The organism is Marinobacter sp. SS5-14b, assembly GCF_030541005.1.
In the GTDB taxonomy this organism is placed as follows: domain Bacteria; phylum Pseudomonadota; class Gammaproteobacteria; order Pseudomonadales; family Oleiphilaceae; genus Marinobacter.
Genome location: NZ_JASSVM010000005.1, coordinates 129,698 through 148,989, shown reverse-complemented (window position 1 = coordinate 148,989; position 19,292 = coordinate 129,698). Strand labels below are relative to the sequence as shown.

Sequence of the window (19,292 nt, the reverse complement as noted above, 5' to 3'; positions counted from 1 at the left end):
GTTATTTTTCCGGCAGTGTGACGTTCAGCTCCAGGACTGAGCAACTGTCGGTGCGGTCTACTTCCACCTGGACCATGTCGTCACTAATCTGTACGTATTTACGGATAACGGCCAGGAGCTCTTGCTGCAGTTGCGGCAGGTAATCTGGCTGTTCTCGCTGGCCGCGCTCGTGGGCCACGATGATTTGCAGGCGTTCCTTGGCAACGCTGGCGGTGTTGTTTGTTTTACTGCTTCTGAAATAATCCAGGAAACTCATCCCTTAGCCCCCCTTGAACATCCGTGAGAAGAACCCTTTCTTCTGGGCGGTCATGAAACGATGTTCACGCTCCTCTCCCAGAAGCCGCGCAACGGCATCCTCGTAGGCTTGGCCAGCATCGCTTTCTTCTTCAAGAATGACCGGCAGGCCCTGGTTTGAGGCGTTAAGCACCACCTGGCTTTCAGGAATGACGCCCAGCAGCGGAATGGCCAGAATTTCTTCGACGTCGGCCACCGACAGCATTTCGCCGCGCTCCACGCGGTCAGGGTTGTAGCGGGTCAGCAGGAGGTGCTCCTTGACCGGATCCTGGCCCATTTCAGCCCGGCGTGATTTGCTTTGGATGATACCCAGAATGCGGTCGGAGTCCCGCACGGAAGATACTTCCGGGTTGGTGACCACAACCGCTTCGTCGGCATAGTACATGGCCATCAGTGCGCCGTGTTCGATGCCTGCGGGGGAGTCACACACGATGTAATCGAAGGTCTCGGACAGTTCGTTGATGATTTTCTCAACGCCTTCCTTGGTCAGTGCTTCTTTTTCGCGGGTTTGGGAGGCCGGCAGGATGTACAGCGTGGGAACCCGTTTGTCTTTGATCAGAGCCTGGTTCAGCGTGGCTTCGCCCTGAATGACGTTGACGAAGTCGTACACGACCCGGCGTTCGCAGTTCATGATCAGATCAAGGTTGCGGAGGCCCACATCGAAATCGATCACGACGGTTTTGTGGCCCCGTTTGGCAAGGCCGGTGCTGATTGAGGCGCTGGTGGTGGTTTTGCCAACGCCGCCTTTTCCTGAGGTAACGACAATGATTCTAGCCAAGGTTCAATTCCTGTTTCGCGGTGGATTCGTCATATCTTCAATGTTGTTGTTGGCTGTCACAACATCAGGCCTTGTCCAGTGGCGACACCACCAGCACATCATCCCTGAGCTGGATCTGCACAGCGCTTTTCCAGCCGTTGTCCTGAAGATCTTCGGGGATTTTATAGTGTCCGGCAATGGACACAAGCTCTGCTTCCAGTGACTGGCAGAAAATCCGGGCCGATTCGGCGCCGTGAATGCCGGCCAGTGCCCGCCCGCGCAGTGCGCCGTACACATGAATGTTGCCCGCCGCCAGCACCTCGGCGCCAGCCTGAACCGGGGCCAGAATGATCAGGTCACCTTCCGGGGCATAAACCTGCTGCCCGGAACGTACCGGCTGAGTAATAATCCTGGCCGGTGTGGGCTCGGCCGGGGGTGCTGCTGCGGCAGCCTGGGTTTCGGCGGCAGGTTCAGCAGCGTTGGGTATCTCTTCAGCCGGTTCGGGTGCGGACGGTTTTTCACGCACCGCCCCGCCTGGCATCAAGGCCAGTGAGGCGCCCCTTGCCAGTCGGCGCTGATCGTCGTTGGCGGCGCGCACGCCGATAACGTGAATGTTGTGACGACGACAGGTGCCGATGATTTTGAAGAAGTCGAGCTCGCTGTCCAGACCTTCGTATTTATCCAGGCTGATGACCAGCGGAATGTCCTTGAAGAACCCCGGCGCCTGGCTGATCTTGTCCCGCAGGTTCGCTTCGAATTCATCGTTGTCGAAGTAGTAGAGCTCCAGTGCCGTGAGCGAAATATTGGCGCTTTTCAGCTGGAAACTCTGTTTTACCCCGGGGTTGGCGATATCGCTCATGAATGTTCGTTGTCCCTGGTGGGTTACTGGGTGGATTCGGATCGGACGCGCAGCGGCTGGCCGTCGAAACGAATGCCAGACCAGCCGGTGCTGATGAACTGGCGGATATTACCATGGCTGCTACCGGCCGGGTCGCCCAGAACCTGCTGATAGTGCTGGGCAAACAGGTTCAGTGTGTCCGCTTCGTTCAGGTTGCAATACTGGCCCAGGCCAAAAACCCGGCAGGAGCCGGCGTTTTCGCCCTCGGAATTGTGAAGCGGGCCGTTATCAAACCCGGTAGGCTGGTACTCAAAGTGCTGGTCAATCAGCGCCAGGGTATCGTCAAAATCGGCGTGGCCAGCCTGCAGGGAGGCAAGGTGAATCCGGACCGCTTCGGTGATCGTCATTTTTTATGATCCTGCTTGGGGCCAACCTGGTATTTTTCTTTCCACTGCTCGTAAGGCATGCCGTAGATCTCTTCACGGGCATCCGGGTCAGACAGCTCAAAGCCTCGTTCTTCTGCTTCTGCCCGGTACCACTTGGACAGGCAGTTGCGGCAGAAGCCGGCCAGGTTCATCAGGTCAATGTTCTGCACGTCGGTGTTCTTGCGCAGGTGGTCCACCAACCGTCTGAAGGCGGCGGCTTCGATTTCTGTACGGTCAGTCTCGGGAATGGGGTTGGTCATGGTGCCTCGCAGTTCGATACCGGGTTTGATTTTCGAGTTCCTGACATTCTCAGCATGTTACCGTAAGATACAAGGCTGTATAAATGTACAGATTGTTAACCTGAGCCCGCTGATTATGCCCCAGCGCAAAATTATCCATGTAGATTGCGACTGTTTTTATGCCGCCGTTGAGATGCGTGACGACCCGTCCCTGCGAACTGTGCCGTTGGCGGTGGGTGGTGCCGGGGGGCGTGGTGTGGTGACGACCTGTAATTACCAGGCCCGGGCATTTGGCGTGCGTTCGGCTATGCCGGGCAGCGAGGCCCGACGGCTGTGCCCGGGTCTGGTGACAGTGCCGCCTGATATGGGTAAGTACCGGGCGGTGTCGCAGCAGGTGATGGCGATTCTGCGTGAGATGACGGACCTGGTAGAGCCACTGTCTCTCGACGAAGCTTTTCTGGATGTGTCAGACGTCACGGAGTATCAGGGCAGTGCCACGCTGATGGCTCGACACCTTCGGGAGCGGGTAAAGCGGGAAACCGGTATTACCATCTCCGCCGGTGTGGCCCCGAACAAATTTCTCGCCAAGATTGCCAGCGATTGGCGCAAGCCGGACGGCCTCTTTGTCATTACGCCGGACCAAGTGCCTGCGTTTGTCGAAGCGCTGCCGGTGGAAAAGCTATTTGGTGTTGGCCAGGTGACGGCCGCTAAACTGCACTCGATGGGGGTCAAAACCTGTGGTGATATGCGGTTGTTGGGGGCAGACACCTTAATTGAAAGGTTCGGCAAGCAGGGCTACCGATTATTTGAAATGGCCGCAGGCCGGGATGAGCGACCAGTGATTGTCTCGCGAGTTGCCAAGTCGGTCAGCGTGGAACGAACCTTCTCTCAGGATTTGCCTGACAAAGCCGCCTGTGAAACCGTGATGCCGGCCCTGGTGGCAGACCTTCATCTCCGGCTGGCCCGGAAAGGCCGGCACAAGCCCATCCACAAACTGTTTGTCAAAATTCGCTACAGCGATTTTTCCACCCATACGCTGGAGCGGGTGAGAGAGTCAGTGGCCGAACCTGAGGTTGCTGATTACCAGCCCCTGCTGGATGAACTGGTTACCCGCGCCGCTCGCCCCGTGCGCTTGCTGGGGGTGGGGGTGCGATTTCGTAACGATGAGGCTCCGGTTACCCAGCTGCGGTTGTTCGACTGATTAAGGCAGCAGATCCGCAAACAGTTGCACCGATGTCCAGCCCATGATCGCGCCGATGACGGCCCCGGCAGCGACATCGCTCGGGTAGTGAAGGCCCAGAACCACCCGAGAGGCGGCGACTGACAGGGTGAAGGGCAGCACATACCAGGCGGCCGCAGGCATGGCAACGAACAACATTGTCTGGAAACAGGCCGCGTGCAAGGTGTGGCCGGAAGGAAAGCTGTAGCGATCCAACGGTGGGATGCCGCAGTTGATGGCCGGGAAGGAAATAAAGGGGCGCTCTCGTATCAGTTTGTGCTTCAGACACTTATAGGTGAGGGTGCAGGTCAGGCCGGTGAATGCCATGAGTACTGCCAGACTCGGTCCCCGTTCTGGAGCCAGCAGGGGTATAGCAAGGATCAGCGCGTACCAGAACCAGCCATCGCCCAGGCGACTGACGACCCGGAAATAGTCCTTGATCGGGCGAAATCGTACCGCACGGTTGATGGACTGGCACAGAGCGTATTCGCGCTGGTCTGCGAGCTTAAAGAATCTGGATGCTTTGCTTGTTGACGGCATGATATCGCGCCTGTGCGGGTGGATTGAGTACCAATTGTTCAAACTGTTCAATCTGGCTGTTCCAGCTGAGATCGAGCGCGTCGAGCCTGGCCTGGGCCCGCAGCCTGTTCAGCAGTGAGGGCTGGTCGGCCAGTCTCAGAGCGTTATTGATAAAAGCCTCGTCTTCACAGAGCGCGGCTTTCAGCCCGTTATCGTCGTGCCGTATATGCTCGGCGGCGGCCGCGTCGTCAAAGGCAACAACGCCCAGGCCGCTGGCCATGGCCTCCAGTACCACATTGCCAAAGGTGTCGGTTTTGCTTGGAAACAGAAACAGGTCGCCAGAAGCATAATGGCGAGCCAGGCTCTCTCCTCGCTGGGTTCCGCAGAACACATAATCGGGGTGCCGCTCTTCCAGTGGCTGTCGCAAGGGGCCGTCGCCAACCAAAATGAAACGGGCATGGGGGTGCAGGCCACGGATGCGCTCAAAGCAGGCCGCCGCCATTCGGAGATTCTTCTCTGAAGCCAGCCGGCCCACATACAGTACCGCCCGGTCATTGTCTGTCAGGCCCCAGCTTTGCCTCAGTGATGGGTCCCGTTTGTGGGGGGCGAATCGTTGGCAATCCACACCCCGGCTCCATAAGCCTGTATTGGTAATGCCCATCTTGCGTGTGACGGCCTGCGTTTGACGGGTGGGCACCAGGGTTATGGCAGTGCGGTTGTGAAACCAGCGGCCATAGGCGCACAGGATGCGCTCGAGAGCGCCCAGGCCATAATAGCGGGAGTAGCTGTGAAAATTGGTGTGAAAGCCGGAGGATACCGGTATTCCAAGGCGCTTTGCCGCGGTGACCGCGGCCACCCCGAGTGGCCCCTGGGTCGCCACGTAGATGCTGTCCGGGCGCCTGGATTGCCATAATTTCCGAAGGGTGGCCGGGCGGGCAACCCCGAGCCGGAGATCGGTGTACCCGGGCAACGGCAGGCCGCTGACGATCAGCTCTCGGGAAAACAGACTGTTGCCGGAGCTTTCAAGCAGTCCGGTCTTTTCATGCGCCTGCCTGGGGCGCACAACGGTAACCTGATGCCCGCGTTGAATAAGGCCCTGGCAAAGGTGGCGAATGGTATTGGCAACGCCATTGATTTCTGGCGGAAAGGTTTCCGATACAATGGTAATGTGTTGCTTGCGCCGGTCAGTCGATTTGAGCTCGGTCACGGTATTTTCCGCAGGTTTCTTGGTCATGCCTCTACTATGGAAACCGGCCATGACAGAAATGCGACAGCTCCGTGACATTCCGTTTACCCCTGCTTAATCATCTCTTATTGCGATCAAGGAGATTCCATGCGAATGCGAAAACTTGGACATACCGACATTGACGTCAGCCTGATTTGCCTCGGTACCATGACCTGGGGCGAGCAAAACAGTGAGCAGGATGCTTTTGAGCAACTCGACTACGCGGTTGATGCCGGCATCAACTTTATTGATGCCGCTGAAATGTATCCGGTGCCGCCAAGAGCGGAAACCCAGGGGCGTACAGAAAGCTACCTGGGCAACTGGTTAGCTCGACGCGGGCGCCGGGATGATCTGGTTATTGCCTCCAAAGTGGCGGGGCCGGGTAATGGTCTGAGCTATCTTCGGGGTGGCCCCAGGCTGACCCGCGAGCATATCCTGGAAGCCTGCGAAAGCAGTCTCGAGCGTTTGCAAACGGACTACATTGATCTGTATCAGGTGCACTGGCCGGATCGCAGCACCAACTTTTTTGGGCAATTGGGGTATCAACGGAACCCGAGTGAGTCGATGACGCCCATTGAAGAAACCCTGGGTGCGCTGAATGAATTGGTGACAGAAGGAAAGGTGCGGCACGTAGGGCTTTCCAATGAGACCCCCTGGGGCACCATGGAGTATCTGCGGCTGTCACGGGAAAACAACTGGCCGCGCGTGGTCTCCATTCAGAACCCTTACAACCTCCTGAACCGGTCGTTTGAAGCCGGCCTGGCGGAGTTCGCTCATCGGGAAGGCACCGGTTTGTTGGCCTATTCCCCGCTGGCTTTTGGTATGCTGACCGGCAAGTACCTGGGCGGGAAATGGCCGGAGAAAGCCAGGCTGACCCTTTATGAGCGTTTTAGTCGCTACACCGGAGACCGTGCGGCGGATGCCACCCGGGCCTATGCCGAGTTGGCTCATCAGCATGGGTTGTCGCCCGCTCAGATGGCGCTGGCCTGGGTGAATAGCCGAGAGTTTGTGACCAGTAATATTGTCGGTGCGACCAGTATGGATCAGCTGAAAGAGAACATCGGTTCGGCGGACATCACGCTGAGTGCGGACATCGTTTCGGCCATCGAGGCCATCCACGACGAGTTTACTTATCCGTGCCCTTAAAAATGATATATATTCAAGGGGTTGTAGTTTGCTGGCGGCCAGGTCGTTACAAAGTGAAAAATAAAGCGATCATTAATTGACAAAAAAGTGGGCGTTCGAAGTCGAACGGTTGGCGCTATTGTGTGCAATGTCACACTATTCTCAAGTAGAATCGTTAGACTTTGGTCTTGAGAGATACTGAGTCCAACCAAAGTTTTCGAGGCGTCGTTTTTTGTCATGATCATCCGCATCTTCCTTCTTCTGCTGGCTTTGAATTGCGTCGCGTTTGTCGTGCGCGCCGAAGCCGCTGAGCCAGTTCTGTCAGAGCCTATGCTCTCTGACAGAATGCTGGCGGAGCGCGATGAGTCACTGTCAGTCGAAGACGTCTACGAATTGCAGGAATGGATGTCGGGTGATGTTCGGGAAACCGATGACGACATGGTCGCGGCCATCGGCTCACGATTGCTGAGTCTGAGTTTCAGCCGCTCTGCCGATTCTGGCAAACAGTATGCCTCGGATCCCGCTCAGCCCGACCACGGTATTGCCCTGTTGAATGAAGGCGCCTGCCTGAACCTTCGCTGGAAGTTCTGAGCTTCAAGCGATCGGTTTTTCATACACGATCTGTTTCCCGCTGTTAAAACACATGACCTGGCGCATTGTCAGCCACCTGTCGTCATGTGATCATCTGACCTGTTGATTTTCTCAAGCAATGAGGAACGGTGATGGCAGGGCAGGACGGAATCTATTTTGACGATGCAAGCGCATGTGTAGACAAGGTTATCCAGCGGGTAGGCAAGCAAATCACGCTGGGCCTGCCGTTGGGGCTGGGAAAGCCGGTTCGGTTTGTGAATGCGCTGTACCAGCGTGCCAAGGACGATCCGGAGATCAAACTGCACATTGTCACCGCGCTGTCTTTGCTTGCACCCAAGGGCAGTTCGTCGCTTGAAAAACGTTTTATGGAACCCTTCGCTAACCGGCTCTATGGCAACATTCCAGAGCTGACCTATGCCCGTGATGTCAGTAATAACAAGTTGCCGGCAAATGTTACGGTTTCCGAGTTTTTCTTCAAAGCGGGCAGCTACCTCCGAAATCAGAGTCAGCAGCGTAACTACGTGTGCACCAACTACACCCATGCCGTGCGGGATCTCATGGCTCAAGGGGTAAATGTGGTTGGTCAGTTGATGTCGCCGGGAGATGTGCATGGCAAGCCCGGCCAGATGAGCTTCAGCTGCAACCCGGACCTTTCCCTCGATATCCTGCCAGTGTTGCGTCAGCGCGAGGCAGAGGGCACGCCGGTGGCGATGGTGGCGGAGCAGAACCGGGAGTTGCCCTGGTTTGGCCATCACGCCGTCGTGGACGACAGCCAGTTTGACATCATTTTGTCGCACCCCTCTTCGGACTACCCTCTGTTTTCTGCGCCGCAAATGGCGGTCAGCCCAGCGGATCACATGATCGGGTTTTACGCCAGTTGCCTGCTAAAGGATGGTGGAACCCTGCAGGTTGGCATCGGCTCTCTGGGTGCGGCACTGGTGCACAGCGCCATTGTCAGGCACAAGAACAATGCCGCCTGGAAATCAATTTATGACTTCGCGCAGGTAGCGGAGCAGTTTCCGGTGGTTTGCGAGTACGGTGGTACCGAACCATTTGAGAAAGGCTTGTACGGCTGCAGTGAAATGATGGTGGATGGCTTTCTGTACCTGCTTCAGGAGGGCATTCTCAAGCGTGAGGTGTTCGAACACGCGGGCCTGCAGACCTTGATCAACGATGGCAAAATCACCGGAAAGCCGTCGTTACAAACGCTGGATGTGCTGCTGAGCGAGGAGCTGATCGATTCGCCGTTGCGGGCCAGGGATGTCCGTTGGCTGGTGCAACACGGTATTCTCGGGAGCCATGTTCAATTCAAGGGTGGACGGCTGCGCCTCAGCGAAGAGAAGTCTGTTGAAGCGGATCTGGGCAATGCGGAAACCCGCGAAGCACTTCAGGCGATGGGGCTGGGTGCCAGCCTGGAGGGCGGTATTGCCATGCACGGCGGGTTCTACGTTGGGCCTGAACGCTTCTATCAGGCACTGCGGGATCTGCCTCAAGCGCAGCGTGACAAAATTTGCATGACCAGCGTCAACTTCATTAACCATCTGTATGATCACCGGTTCGGGGACCAGAAGATGAAGGTTGCCCAGCGAATTCACGGCCGATTTATCAACTCCGCCATGATGTACACGTTGAACGGTGCAGCGGTGTCTGACGGGTTGGACGATGGCCGGGTAGTGAGCGGCGTTGGTGGCCAGTATAACTTTGTCGCCATGGCGCATGAGTTGCCAGGGGGGCGCTCCATTCTTGCCTTGCGGGCAACACGAAGCTCGGGTGGCAAAGCGCTTTCCAATATTGTTTTCAACTATGCCCACTGTACGATTCCCAGACATCTTCGGGACATTGTGATCACCGAGTACGGCATTGCAGATCTCAGGGGCCAGCCGGATGAGGAGGTTTTCCTCAGACTTATCCGCATTGCGGATTCCCGTTTCCAGGATGACTTGCTCAAGCAGGCCCAGAAAGCGGGCAAGGTGAGCGCGGATTTCCGCCTTCCGGCACACTGGAAAAACAATACGCCTGAACAGATCCGTAAGAGCCTGGCTGCGGCCGGGGAGGGCGACTGGTTCCCGGCGTTTCCGTTTGGCCGGGATTTCACGGATGAAGAACTTAAATTGGGGAAAGCCCTTAAGTCGCTTAAGGCCGCAACGTCTACTCCCCGTGGTAAACTTGCCACACTTTGGCAGGCCTTGAGGGCTGATGACGAAGATGGGCAATACCATGGCTTGCTGGAGCGCATGAACCTGGTCCGCCCATCAGGCATCCGGGAAAAGCTTGACCGGAAACTGGTGATTCATGGCCTGCAGCAACTTGAACCCCTCAAAGACACAGGAAACCCGAAAAGCTGATGCAATCAGATACGCCGCAAACACATCCGGAAGTCTATACCGTTCACTACGTTCTGAAGAATCGGATCGGGGAGCTGGTAGACACCTCTGAGGGCAGTGAGCCGCTGCATTTTCTGTATGGCACGCCCGATATTATCGAGGGCATTCAAATGGCCGTGAAAGGCCGTGTGGCGGGCGACTGTCTGGAGGTGACCGTGCCCCCTGAAATGGCTTACGGAGAATATCGGGAAGACCTGGTTCGCACGGTTCCCCGGTCGCTGTTTGAGGGAGTTGATAATCTGGCCGTTGGCATGAAGTTCCAGACCAACTCCGGAGACGAGGCCCAGATCGTCCAGGTGGCGAGCATTGATGGCAATCTGGTTAAGGTAGATGCCAATCATCCACTGGCTGGCTTTACCCTGTATTTTGATCTGGAAATCGTTGGGCGCCGTGACGCTACGGAAGACGAGATAGCTCAGGGCCGTCCACTGTTCTGACCGGGCACTGGGCGTCGGGATCAAACTCTCCGGCATGAATGCGCCGGAGGCCTTCGCTGATGGTGAGGTGAAGCCGGTTCGTCAGCTCGGTCATCGATTCTGTCCTATCGGTGTCAATCGCCGGGTGGAAAAGCACCTCAATGTGCAGGGGTGGTTGTTTCAGTAGCTTCACCAGGTGATGGTGGAAACCGTCATCACCAACAAACGGTGCCAGGGCATCCGGTCTGTTCTGACGGCGGTAGCCAATGGTGACGGGTTGAATCGGTACGCCAGCATCGCGGGCTGAGCTCAGCATCAAGCCGTGCATGGGCAGTACCGCAACCCCGTCACTGGTGGTTCCCTCGGGAAAGATCATTACCGACTCCCCGGCTTTCAGCAGCTGACACATGTCAGCCTTGATGCGCCGGGCCTGCCCGCCGCCGCGCTTGATGAAAAGTGTGCCTGCCTGCCGGGCCAGCCAGCCAATCACGGGCCAGTGCCCGACCTCTGATTTAGACAAAAACCGAAGTGGCGTTACGCTTCCCAACACGGGGATGTCCGACCAGCTGATGTGGTTGGCGGCATAGAGCGCATGGCCGTCAGGGCGAGGGCCACTTATTTGAATGTGCCAGCCCAGGCATTGGCAGGCTCGCCGGAAACACAAGGTTGCCCATGGATTTCGGTCAATCGGCGTGCCGCGAAGGCGGTCTGCAATGCTCAAGCCGACTGCCAGCAGACAGGTGCCTGCCAGAAACAGCGAAAAAAGTGCCAGTCGAAAGCTCAGTCGTACCCATCCCATTCCGGTCCCCCCGGTTATGCCGGCTGGCGAAGAAAGTGCCGGCTGTAACGCCCGGCCAGGCGACTCACTTCCAGTAAAACCAGTACGTCTGCGCATCGGAATTCGGGATCCCAGCAGGGTTCACCACAGACCTTGGCGCCCAGCCGCATGTAAGCGCGTATGAGTGCCGGAATGTCTTCCACTTTGTCCTGTTCGGGGTGGGCCAGGTGGGGCAGAGGGCGAAGCGGTGTTACCCGGTACTCCGGAGCGCACAGGTAGTCTCGCTGCAGGTGGCGGGCAATGCGCCAGGCTTTTGTGCCCCCGTCTGCCATGCTGATGCTGGCGCAACCAATCAAAAAACTGACATTTCGGTGGGTGAGGTATTCCGCTACCGCCGCCCACAACAGCGTGATGGTGCCGCCATTGCGGTAGTCCGGGTGCACACAGGTGCGGCCGAGTTCTGCGACAGTGCCGGGTAGCTGATCGAGGGCCGAGAGGTTGAACTCCCCGCTGGAATAGAAGCCGCCCACGGCGCCATGATCATCCTGATGCAGGATGCGGGTGGTTGCGACCAGCTCCCCAGTGTCTGCGTCGGTGACGGTCAGGTGCTCGCACACGTCGTCATAACCGTCGGCATCAATGCCGGGTGTGGTGGCGCCCAAATCACTGCCGTATTCTTCAGAGAACACCTGGTAGCGCAGGCGCTGGGCGGCTTTGACCTTCTCTGGGCAGCGGGTAAGCTCCGTTTTCAGGTTGCGCCCCCGGCGGGGTTGCAGGCTGGCTGTTTGTGCATTCATGGCATAGCCTCTTTATTGCTGTTTCAGGTCAAGGCTATGAAGTGCTTGTGACAGCGCGGTGACTGCCCGGTGACGTGTCTGTTACAGCACACGGGATTGTTGGAAAAACCGGATCTGTGTCACAGGGTGTAACGCTTGTGCTGTTACATGTATATTTCTGAATAGCATGTATAATTGCTGTAACTGAACGTTGCCTGTATTGTTGGGTACACAACCCCAAACCCGAACTATAAAAAATCAGAGATGGACGGCGTGGAACAGACAAACGAGAGTTGGCGAATCCTGATCGTAGAGGATGATGAGCGGCTGGCGGATCTTACCCGCGAGTATCTGGAGAGCAACGGTCTTACCGTGTCCCTGGAAACTCACGGTGGTGCCGCAGTTGAACGGATACGCAATGAGCAGCCGGATCTTGTTGTCCTGGATCTCATGCTGCCAGGTGAGGACGGGTTGTCGATATGTCGGCGGGTTCGCCCTCATTATACCGGCCCGATCATCATGCTGACGGCCAGAACGGATGACCTTGACCAGGTTCTCGGGCTGGAAATGGGCGCCGATGATTACATTGGCAAACCCGTGCAGCCCAGGGTTCTGCTGGCGAGAATTCGCGCGATGCTGCGCCGCGTGGAGACTGTCCCGGTTGCAAGCGAAGGCGGCAACGGCGAAGAGCCTGCCCGGCTGCAGTTCAATGATCTGATTGTTGATCGCGCCATGCGTGAAGCCTGGCTGAGCGACGACAGCATTGACCTGACCAGTGCTGAGTTTGACTTGCTCTGGTTATTGGCCAGTAACGCGGGTCGTGTGCTCAGCCGGGAAGAAATCTTCACGGCGCTTCGGGGCATCGAGTACGACGGGCAGGATCGTTCCATTGATGTGCGTGTGTCCCGGATTCGTCCAAAAATTGGTGACGATCCGATTCATCCAAGGCGTATCAAAACGGTCCGCAGCAAGGGCTATCTTTTCGTCAAAGAAGCCTGACCCTACTCCAGGCGCGGTATCCAGCCAGATGCCGCGCCGGTCACCGGGGTTACACCCATGTCCCTGAAGTTTTTCCTTAAAGCCTACGTTCGCATTGCTGGTATCGCCGCTTTGGTGATGTTGGTGTGTGTGCTGCTGTACAGTGGAATCAACACGGTTCGTGAACAGTTCTGGCACGAGCGCGCCGCCCAACCGCTGATGGAGTGGCTGGCAGCGGTCCCCGACCCTGCTCGCCAATACCACTGGATGCCCCCCTTGTTCGGTCTCAAGACCGGATCCTCTGATGATTTTCAGCTCTCTGCCGTGACTGCAGAGCGCTTGGGGTATGGCCAGGTTGTGGCTGAGCCCTCTGGGGAGGGGTATCTGTTTTACGTGGCAACGGCAGGCGGGGATGTGCTCAGGTTGAGGCTGGAGCAACCCTACCGCGACCTGTCCAGGGCGCTGGCACTGATTGTACGTTGGCATCTTGACGGTGTGGCACTAGCGCAACGCCCCGATGTTTCAGCTCAGCTATCGAAAGCCCTGCATGTGGCAATCAGTCCGGTGCAGAGCCTGGCGGAGCTGCCGGAACAGGCGGTACTTGATCGCTTGAGCGAGTCCAATCTGGCGCTGCTCCGTGTGAACAGTAACCGGCTTTCCGGGCTGATAAGGCTGTCCGAGGGTGATCTGCTGACGGTGAAAATGCCTGCTCCTTTCAATCCCTGGGGCTGGCCTGTCATCGTATTATTGCTGGTAGTGGTGGGTAGCGTGCTGGCGCTGGCTCTCTATCTTGCTTTGCGTTTTGTCGATGGTCATTTGCGAAAGGTAGAGTCGGTCGCGATCCGAATCGCCCGGGGTGAAATGGGCGCGCGGGTCGAATCAGAAGACGGCACCCTGGTATCACGCCTGGCGTCTGCCTTTAATGGAATGGCGGAACATATTCAGCGCTTGGTGCAGGTTCAGCGCGAGATGATTCATGCTGTGTCCCACGAGCTGAGAACGCCCGTGGCGCGGATTCGGTTCGGTGTTCAGATGATTGAGTCGGCCAGCTCTCCGGAAGCGCTGCAAAAACAGATGTCCGGCATTGATGGAGACATTCAGGAGCTTGATGAGCTGATTGATGAAATTCTCACCTACGCCCGCTTGGAGCAGGGTGGTCCGGTGTTCAGCCTGCGCGAGGACTCAGTAACGGACATCGTTAGACAAGTGGTCGCGGAGCAACGCATTATCCGGGAGGGTATAGACATCGACTGCCGGATTGATGAGGCGTCCGAGCGGTGGTCTCTGGCAGACGTTGAGCCCCGCTACATTCACCGGGCAGTGCAAAATCTGGTTGGCAATGCGGCGCGATATGCGGCAGGTCGTGTGCGGGTGAGCTGCCATCTGGATGAGGACAATTGCCGCATCGATGTTGAAGATGACGGGCCAGGTATTCCGGAGTCTGACTGGGAAAAGGTCTTCACCGCTTTCGCCCGGCTGGACGACAGCCGGACCCGGACCTCCGGTGGTTACGGCCTGGGGTTGTCCATTGTTCGGCGTATTCTGTACTGGCATGGTGGGCAAGCCTTTGTGGGCCGCAGTGAGGGGCTCGGTGGTGCAAGGTTCAGTCTTGTGTGGCCAAGGCGAAAGCCGCCCGAGGTGGTTTTGTGAACCAGCTCTCGCGCCCTCACCAGATGTAACAAAGTTCTACAGAACCTCTACTGAACGAATTCGGCGGCTGGTGAATAATTAGCAGCGTAAGGGATGACTTTTGAGGTTGTAGTTCTTACGAACTTTCCTTGTTTCATTCGTCATTTGAGGGCTGGTTTTTCCAGCCCTTTTTTTTCGCCTGCTTGTTCTGAATCCGCGCCGGTTCACGCCACAATTTCTCCGTGCTGTTAGAATCTCCTGAAAACAACAGGAGAGCGCAATGTCCCGCTATTTGCTTGCCATCGATCAAGGTACAACCAGTTCCAGAGCTATCATTTTTGATGACAAGGGGGTTCAGGTTTCTTCTGCTCAGCAAGAGTTTCATCAATATTTCCCGAAAGATGGCTGGGTTGAGCATGACGCGCTGGAAATTTGGGACAGCGCTATCGCAGTTTGCCGGCGAGCCCTGAAGGATTCCGGGCTCGCTGCGCAGGACCTTGCCGGCATCGGGATTACCAATCAGCGTGAAACAACCGTTATCTGGGACAGAGAGACCGGCCAGCCTATCCATCACGCCGTTGTTTGGCAGGACCGGCGCACAGCATCCCTGTGCACAAAACTCAAACAGGACGGCTACGAAACCATGGTGGTGGACCGCACCGGTCTGTTGATTGATCCTTATTTTTCCGCCACCAAAATTGCCTGGCTGCTGGACAACGTAGACGGTGCCAGGCAGCGCGCGGAGCAGGGTGAGCTGGCCTTTGGCACTGTGGACAGCTGGTTATTGTGGAATCTGACCAAAGGACGCTCTCATTGCACCGATGCCACCAACGCTTCCCGCACCGCACTGTTCAATATCCATACCCAGCGCTGGGATGACGAACTGCTGTCACTGTTCCGGGTTCCCGGGGCGCTGTTGCCGGAAGTTCTTGATTGTGCAGCGGATTACGGTGAAGCGGATGCCGAGTGGCTGGGAGCGGCCGTACCGGTAGCGGGAATTGCAGGTGATCAGCACGCAGCCCTGATTGGGCAGGCGTGCTTTGAACCGGGCATGGCCAAGAGTACCTATGGCACCGGCTGTTTTCTCATGCTGAATACCGGAGACAAAGCGCTCAGATCGGAAAACCGGCTGCTGACGACCATGGCCTACCGGCTTAATGGTAAGCCTTGCTATGCCATCGAAGGCAGCATCTTTGTCGCAGGAGCGGCGATGCAGTGGCTGCGCGACGGGCTGAAACTTATTGCTCACGCCAGTGAGTCTGCGGGCCACGCTGAAACCGTCGGTGTTGATAACCCGGTGTATCTGGTTCCGGCATTCACCGGCCTGGGTGCGCCCCATTGGGACCCGAACGCCAGAGGTGCCATCCTTGGCCTGACCCGTGATACCGGAATCGCTGAAATCGTAACGGCGGGCCTGCAGTCCGTGTGTTATCAGACCAAAGATCTGGTCCGCGCCATTCGCAATGACGGTGCGCTGCTGGAATCTTTACGAGTGGATGGCGGCATGGTGGTCAACGACTGGGTGATGCAGTTCTTGTCAGACATTCTCAATGTCCCGGTCGATCGGCCCAGCGTTACCGAAACAACGGCTCTGGGCGCGGCTTACCTGGCGGGTTTGCAAACCGGGGTTTTCGGAAGCCTCGAGCAGATTTCCGGAATGTGGGAGTGCGAGCGTCAGTTTCGGCCTGCCATGAGGCCGGCGCTGCGTGAGTCTCTTTATGCGGGCTGGTTGGATGCCGTAGAGCGGGTGTGTAATAACTGATGGCAGCGCCGGCTTAGCCGGCGCGCTCGAAGGCGATCAGGTGGTCCGCCTCTACCCGCACAGGCACTTGTTCTCCCAGGTGGAAGTCCAGGTGGCTGCGGAACAGGGCTTCGAATTCGGTGTCTTCTGAACAGCGAAAGCGATAAAGCGTGGAGGTGCCCGCAAAGGTCTTCTCTACCACCCTGGGTTGCAGGTCGGAGTTTTCATCGTGAACGATGTCGTCAGGCCGGATCAGAACATCCACCAGCGTTCCGGGCTTCCAGTTATAGGCCCGGTTGCCGTGAATTACTCCAAGCTCTGATTCGATCGTGTCTGGCCCTAGCACCTTGCCCGGGATAAATCCGCCCTGGCCAACAAAGCTGGCGACAAACCGGTTTGCAGGCTCGTGGTAGAGATTATAGGGCACATCCCACTGCTGTATGCTGCCATCACGCAATACCGCCACCTGATCACACATGGCAAACGCTTCCTGTTGGTCATGGGTGACCAGGATGGCGCTGATGCCGAGGGTTTTCAGTATCTCCCGGACATCCAGGCTCAGGCGCCGACGCAGGTCGGTGTCCAGGTTGGAGAAGGGTTCATCCAGCAGGATCAGTGTGGGTTCCGGGGCCAGTGCCCGTGCCAGTGCAACCCGCTGTTGCTGGCCGCCGGACAGCTCGTGGGGGTAGTTGTCCGCGAGATCCTGCAGGTGTACCAGATTGAGTAATTCCGCCACTTTTTGGCGGCGTTCGTTCTTGTTCAGCGATTTCAGCCCAAAACCAACGTTGTCGGCAATGCTCAGATGCGGAAACAGAGCGTAGTCCTGAAACACCATGCCAATTTTACGTTTTTCTGGTGGCACCGAGCGGCCCGGCAGGCTGATGGCCTGGGACTGCAGCTGGATCTCGCCCTGATTAATGGGCAGAAATCCGGCCAGGGCCCTGAGAACGGTACTTTTGCCACAGCCGCTCGGGCCCAGGAGGCAGCCAATGTCGCCATGACTGAGAGCAAAGCTTACGTCTTTGACGACAGATTCGCCGCCATAACCGACTGACAGGTTGTTGACTTCGAGCAGCCAGTCGGCAGAGGGCACCATTGATTCGGGCATGGATCAGTCCAGGCGGTTAAGAATGAGAAATTCGAGCAGGGCCTTTTGGGCGTGCAGGCGGTTTTCGGCTTCATGCCAGACTACCGAACTGGAGTGCTCCATCATGTCGGCAGAGATTTCCTCGCCCCGGTGGGCCGGCAGGCAGTGCATGAACAGGGCATCTTTTTCTGCCAGTGACATCAGAGCCGGGTTGATCTGATAGCTGCTGAATGCCTTTTCCCGGGCTTTCTGTTCGTCTTCCTGGCCCATTGAGGCCCACACATCGGTTACCAGCAATTGAGCACCCCGTGCGGCTTCTTCCGGGGCCCGTACCACGGTTACCCGGTCACGGTGCGCGTCCAGGATTGCCTGGTCTGGCTCATAGCCTTCAGGGCAGGCAACGTTCAGGTGAAAATCAAATTTTTCAGCTGCGTTAATGTAGGAGTGACACATGTTGTTGCCGTCACCAATCCACGCAACCGTTGCGCCACGGATGCTGCCACGGTGTTCCCGGTAAGTTTGCATGTCAGCAATCAGCTGGCACGGGTGGTATTCGTCCGTCAGGGCATTGATGACCGGCTTACTGGAAGCTGCGGCGAATTTTTCCACGGTATCATGGGCAAAGGTGCGGATCATGACTGCATCAACCATGCTGGAAATGACAATCGCCGAATCTTCTATCGGCTCACCGCGCCCGAGTTGAGTGTCCCGCGGGGAGAGAAACAGAGCCGCACCGCCCAGTTGGGTCATCCCTGCCTCAAAGGAGACTCTGGTGCGGGTGGATGACTTTTCGAAAATCATCGCCAATACACGGTTTTTCAGGGAGTCCCGGACTTTTCCTTCACGCCATTCCTTGCGGAGCCGTGAGGCATGATCGAGCAAGAGCTCCAGCTCGCTGGTGGTCATGTCGTTCAGTGTCAGAAAATGTCTTACTGCCATGAAAGGCCTCTGCTTCAAGGAAACTGCGGTAAGGTTTGTGTCTGAAAAGGGCATCAAGTCTAGCCCTTCATTATCGTTAAGACAATCTCACGGAGCCGGTGGTTGTTCTGGGTCAAAGCCATGGCTTGGTGCGGAATCTTTCAGCCGTGTACAATGGGTAGAATCTGCCGCAAGACGGCATCCCGGATTTCAACCCCCAGATCTCAACCAGAGGTATGTGTTCATGGATATCAATGAAACCATCAAGAGCCAGCTCGAAGAGAACCCGGTCATTCTGTATATGAAGGGCACGCCCCAGGCTCCGCAGTGCGGTTTCTCTGCTCGCACGGTTCAGGCACTCATGGCATGCGGCGAGCGATTCGCATTCGTGAACATTCTGGACAACCAGGAGCTGCGCGAGGCCCTGAAGGTTCACTCAAGCTGGCCGACCTACCCACAGCTTTACATCGGCGGCGAGCTGGTCGGTGGCTGCGACATCGTCCTCGAAATGTCTGAGAGCGGTGAGCTTGCCAAAGCGGTCAAGGAAGCTGTGAAACAGGCTGAAGCCTGAATCCGTCGTTATTGCCGCTTTGGAGTGAACACCAGTTTCACTTCGAAGCGGTCTGATTTCTCTCCTTCCGGCCTCGGGTAGGGGCTGGCCGCCAGTGCGGCTCGATAGGCTGCCTGGTCAATCCTGTCTATACCTGTCGATTCCTGTATACGTGCTCTGGTGAGTGCGCCGTTGTCCAGGATTCTCAACTCCAGTGTCATGACCACGGTTTCCCGCAATTCTGACATGGCGGGAACGCGGAGCTGCTCCAGTGTCTCTGCCAGATGCACGGCAAGTTTAATAAGGTAGGGATCCTGCTCGGCGGGAGATTCGGTAATTCGCTGAATCTGTTCCGCTACCTTTTCATCGAGAGACGGCGACGGTGCGGACTGGGTGGACCGGCTTGAAGCCGCGGCGGCCGGGCTGGGTGCAGCCTCTGGTCGCTGTTGAGGTTCCTCGGCTGGCCGCTGCCTGGGCTGCTCGTTACGCTCTGGAGAATTGGGCCGTGCCGTTGCCTGAGGCGCAGTGGTAACAACCTGAGGGGGCCAGGGCTCAACGTTAAATTCCGGATTTCGCGCTTCGGGCCGGCTTTTAGTCGCCGGTGCGCTGTCGGCTGCGGGCAGGGCCGACGGGCTGCTCAGCTTGAAGACGAGGCGCTGGCTCAGTTCACGGGCTTCCTGCAATGGAGAAGGAAGCCCGGCCAGCAAAAATATGTGCACCATGAACGCCAGTGACAGTGCCAGGGTAATTCGGTACGGCACCGGGATTGACGGGGCATGATGGCCGCCACGCTCCGCCACAGG

Annotated in this window: 21 protein-coding genes; 9 read left to right on the top strand and 12 right to left on the bottom strand. The window is 57.2% G+C overall.

The window, feature by feature from the left end; all coding sequences use genetic code 11:
- Position 1 precedes the first annotated feature (1 nt).
- From minE to QPL95_RS12840, 5 genes are all read right to left on the bottom strand, one after another.
- Entirely contained in the window at positions 2–256 is a 255-nt protein-coding gene (gene minE / locus QPL95_RS12860; protein ID WP_303291389.1) for a cell division topological specificity factor MinE, read from the bottom strand.
- A gap of 3 nt (positions 257–259) precedes the next feature.
- On the bottom strand, positions 260–1,072 hold the full coding sequence (gene minD / locus QPL95_RS12855) for a septum site-determining protein MinD (RefSeq protein WP_303291388.1): 813 nt from the start codon (positions 1,070–1,072) through the stop codon (positions 260–262).
- A 64-nt stretch (positions 1,073–1,136) separates the two neighbouring features.
- The gene (gene minC / locus QPL95_RS12850; protein ID WP_303291387.1) at positions 1,137–1,910 is read right to left on the bottom strand and encodes a septum site-determining protein MinC; all 774 of its coding nucleotides are present in this window, start codon (positions 1,908–1,910) and stop codon (positions 1,137–1,139) included.
- A gap of 23 nt (positions 1,911–1,933) precedes the next feature.
- Complete coding sequence (locus QPL95_RS12845) at positions 1,934–2,296, bottom strand: HopJ type III effector protein (RefSeq protein WP_303291386.1); 363 nt, start codon at positions 2,294–2,296, stop codon at positions 1,934–1,936.
- Complete coding sequence (locus tag QPL95_RS12840; protein WP_303291385.1) at positions 2,293–2,574, bottom strand: DUF1244 domain-containing protein; 282 nt, start codon at positions 2,572–2,574, stop codon at positions 2,293–2,295. Before QPL95_RS12840 ends, QPL95_RS12845 begins: the two co-directional genes overlap by 4 nt.
- 115 nt (positions 2,575–2,689) lie before the next feature.
- Between QPL95_RS12840 and dinB the strand changes: the two genes are divergently transcribed.
- Positions 2,690–3,754 (top strand): DNA polymerase IV, encoded by a 1,065-nt coding sequence (dinB, locus tag QPL95_RS12835; protein WP_303291384.1) that lies wholly within the window; start codon positions 2,690–2,692, stop codon positions 3,752–3,754.
- Here dinB and QPL95_RS12830 read toward each other — a convergent pair whose 3' ends face one another.
- The gene (locus tag QPL95_RS12830) at positions 3,755–4,312 is read right to left on the bottom strand and encodes a phosphatase PAP2 family protein (protein ID WP_303291383.1); all 558 of its coding nucleotides are present in this window, start codon (positions 4,310–4,312) and stop codon (positions 3,755–3,757) included.
- Positions 4,278–5,525, bottom strand: a complete 1,248-nt coding sequence (locus QPL95_RS12825) for a glycosyltransferase family 1 protein (protein WP_303291382.1) — start codon at positions 5,523–5,525, stop codon at positions 4,278–4,280. The genes QPL95_RS12830 and QPL95_RS12825 overlap by 35 nt, the downstream gene beginning before the upstream one ends.
- A gap of 99 nt (positions 5,526–5,624) precedes the next feature.
- Between QPL95_RS12825 and QPL95_RS12820 the strand changes: the two genes are divergently transcribed.
- The 4 genes from QPL95_RS12820 (at position 5,625) to QPL95_RS12805 (ending at position 10,053) form a co-directional block, all read left to right on the top strand.
- Complete coding sequence (locus QPL95_RS12820) at positions 5,625–6,662, top strand: NADP(H)-dependent aldo-keto reductase (RefSeq protein WP_303291381.1); 1,038 nt, start codon at positions 5,625–5,627, stop codon at positions 6,660–6,662.
- A gap of 216 nt (positions 6,663–6,878) precedes the next feature.
- A complete protein-coding gene (locus tag QPL95_RS12815) occupies positions 6,879–7,232 on the top strand; it encodes a hypothetical protein (protein WP_303291380.1) in 354 nt (117 codons plus the stop codon).
- A gap of 131 nt (positions 7,233–7,363) precedes the next feature.
- Entirely contained in the window at positions 7,364–9,577 is a 2,214-nt protein-coding gene (locus QPL95_RS12810; RefSeq protein WP_303291379.1) for an acetyl-CoA hydrolase/transferase C-terminal domain-containing protein, read from the top strand.
- Positions 9,577–10,053, top strand: coding sequence for a peptidylprolyl isomerase (locus QPL95_RS12805; protein ID WP_303291378.1), 477 nt, complete (start codon positions 9,577–9,579; stop codon positions 10,051–10,053). Before QPL95_RS12810 ends, QPL95_RS12805 begins: the two co-directional genes overlap by 1 nt.
- On the opposite strand, the gene QPL95_RS12800 is transcribed toward QPL95_RS12805, so the two are convergent.
- Positions 10,013–10,831: a 1-acyl-sn-glycerol-3-phosphate acyltransferase gene (locus QPL95_RS12800; RefSeq protein WP_303291377.1), complete on the bottom strand. Its 819-nt coding sequence runs from the start codon at positions 10,829–10,831 to the stop codon at positions 10,013–10,015. The two genes, QPL95_RS12805 and QPL95_RS12800, sit on opposite strands and share 41 nt — an antisense overlap.
- Positions 10,832–10,845: 14 nt before the next feature.
- Positions 10,846–11,607, bottom strand: a complete 762-nt coding sequence (locus QPL95_RS12795) for a GNAT family N-acetyltransferase (RefSeq protein ID WP_303291376.1) — start codon at positions 11,605–11,607, stop codon at positions 10,846–10,848.
- Between the two features lie 243 nt (positions 11,608–11,850).
- On the opposite strand from QPL95_RS12795, the gene QPL95_RS12790 reads away from it, so the two are divergent.
- The 3 genes from QPL95_RS12790 to glpK all read left to right on the top strand — a co-directional run bounded on the left by QPL95_RS12790 (position 11,851) and on the right by glpK (position 15,955).
- On the top strand, positions 11,851–12,585 hold the full coding sequence (locus QPL95_RS12790; protein ID WP_303291375.1) for a response regulator: 735 nt from the start codon (positions 11,851–11,853) through the stop codon (positions 12,583–12,585).
- A 57-nt stretch (positions 12,586–12,642) separates the two neighbouring features.
- Entirely contained in the window at positions 12,643–14,214 is a 1,572-nt protein-coding gene (locus QPL95_RS12785) for an ATP-binding protein (protein ID WP_303291374.1), read from the top strand.
- A 259-nt stretch (positions 14,215–14,473) separates the two neighbouring features.
- Positions 14,474–15,955: a glycerol kinase GlpK gene (gene glpK, locus QPL95_RS12780; protein WP_303291373.1), complete on the top strand. Its 1,482-nt coding sequence runs from the start codon at positions 14,474–14,476 to the stop codon at positions 15,953–15,955.
- A gap of 13 nt (positions 15,956–15,968) precedes the next feature.
- Here glpK and QPL95_RS12775 read toward each other — a convergent pair whose 3' ends face one another.
- Positions 15,969–17,042: an ABC transporter ATP-binding protein gene (locus QPL95_RS12775; RefSeq protein WP_303291372.1), complete on the bottom strand. Its 1,074-nt coding sequence runs from the start codon at positions 17,040–17,042 to the stop codon at positions 15,969–15,971.
- A gap of 3 nt (positions 17,043–17,045) precedes the next feature.
- Positions 17,046–17,960: an ornithine carbamoyltransferase gene (gene argF, locus QPL95_RS12770; RefSeq protein ID WP_303291371.1), complete on the bottom strand. Its 915-nt coding sequence runs from the start codon at positions 17,958–17,960 to the stop codon at positions 17,046–17,048.
- A gap of 223 nt (positions 17,961–18,183) precedes the next feature.
- Here argF and grxD point away from each other — a divergent pair, with 223 nt between their 5' ends.
- The gene (gene grxD / locus QPL95_RS12765) at positions 18,184–18,510 is read left to right on the top strand and encodes a Grx4 family monothiol glutaredoxin (RefSeq protein ID WP_303291370.1); all 327 of its coding nucleotides are present in this window, start codon (positions 18,184–18,186) and stop codon (positions 18,508–18,510) included.
- 8 nt (positions 18,511–18,518) lie between these two features.
- Here grxD and QPL95_RS12760 read toward each other — a convergent pair whose 3' ends face one another.
- Positions 18,519–19,289: a TonB family protein gene (locus QPL95_RS12760; protein ID WP_303291369.1), complete on the bottom strand. Its 771-nt coding sequence runs from the start codon at positions 19,287–19,289 to the stop codon at positions 18,519–18,521.
- Positions 19,290–19,292: the final 3 nt, after the last annotated feature.

What these genes read in the sequence shown, in the direction of transcription:
- minE (WP_303291389.1), bottom strand. Translation starts at nt 256, where the DNA reads ATGAGTTTCCTGGATTATTTCAGAAGCAGTAAAACAAACAACACCGCC.
- QPL95_RS12785 (WP_303291374.1), top strand. Translation starts at nt 12,643, where the DNA reads ATGTCCCTGAAGTTTTTCCTTAAAGCCTACGTTCGCATTGCTGGTATC.
- argF (WP_303291371.1), bottom strand. Translation starts at nt 17,960, where the DNA reads ATGGCAGTAAGACATTTTCTGACACTGAACGACATGACCACCAGCGAG.
- QPL95_RS12840 (WP_303291385.1), bottom strand. Translation starts at nt 2,574, where the DNA reads ATGACCAACCCCATTCCCGAGACTGACCGTACAGAAATCGAAGCCGCC.
- glpK (WP_303291373.1), top strand. Translation starts at nt 14,474, where the DNA reads ATGTCCCGCTATTTGCTTGCCATCGATCAAGGTACAACCAGTTCCAGA.
- grxD (WP_303291370.1), top strand. Translation starts at nt 18,184, where the DNA reads ATGGATATCAATGAAACCATCAAGAGCCAGCTCGAAGAGAACCCGGTC.
- minC (WP_303291387.1), bottom strand. Translation starts at nt 1,910, where the DNA reads ATGAGCGATATCGCCAACCCCGGGGTAAAACAGAGTTTCCAGCTGAAA.
- QPL95_RS12815 (WP_303291380.1), top strand. Translation starts at nt 6,879, where the DNA reads ATGATCATCCGCATCTTCCTTCTTCTGCTGGCTTTGAATTGCGTCGCG.
- QPL95_RS12805 (WP_303291378.1), top strand. Translation starts at nt 9,577, where the DNA reads ATGCAATCAGATACGCCGCAAACACATCCGGAAGTCTATACCGTTCAC.
- QPL95_RS12825 (WP_303291382.1), bottom strand. Translation starts at nt 5,525, where the DNA reads ATGACCAAGAAACCTGCGGAAAATACCGTGACCGAGCTCAAATCGACT.
- QPL95_RS12795 (WP_303291376.1), bottom strand. Translation starts at nt 11,607, where the DNA reads ATGAATGCACAAACAGCCAGCCTGCAACCCCGCCGGGGGCGCAACCTG.
- dinB (WP_303291384.1), top strand. Translation starts at nt 2,690, where the DNA reads ATGCCCCAGCGCAAAATTATCCATGTAGATTGCGACTGTTTTTATGCC.
- QPL95_RS12830 (WP_303291383.1), bottom strand. Translation starts at nt 4,312, where the DNA reads ATGCCGTCAACAAGCAAAGCATCCAGATTCTTTAAGCTCGCAGACCAG.
- QPL95_RS12810 (WP_303291379.1), top strand. Translation starts at nt 7,364, where the DNA reads ATGGCAGGGCAGGACGGAATCTATTTTGACGATGCAAGCGCATGTGTA.
- QPL95_RS12790 (WP_303291375.1), top strand. Translation starts at nt 11,851, where the DNA reads ATGGACGGCGTGGAACAGACAAACGAGAGTTGGCGAATCCTGATCGTA.
- QPL95_RS12775 (WP_303291372.1), bottom strand. Translation starts at nt 17,042, where the DNA reads ATGCCCGAATCAATGGTGCCCTCTGCCGACTGGCTGCTCGAAGTCAAC.
- QPL95_RS12820 (WP_303291381.1), top strand. Translation starts at nt 5,625, where the DNA reads ATGCGAATGCGAAAACTTGGACATACCGACATTGACGTCAGCCTGATT.
- QPL95_RS12800 (WP_303291377.1), bottom strand. Translation starts at nt 10,831, where the DNA reads ATGGGATGGGTACGACTGAGCTTTCGACTGGCACTTTTTTCGCTGTTT.
- QPL95_RS12845 (WP_303291386.1), bottom strand. Translation starts at nt 2,296, where the DNA reads ATGACGATCACCGAAGCGGTCCGGATTCACCTTGCCTCCCTGCAGGCT.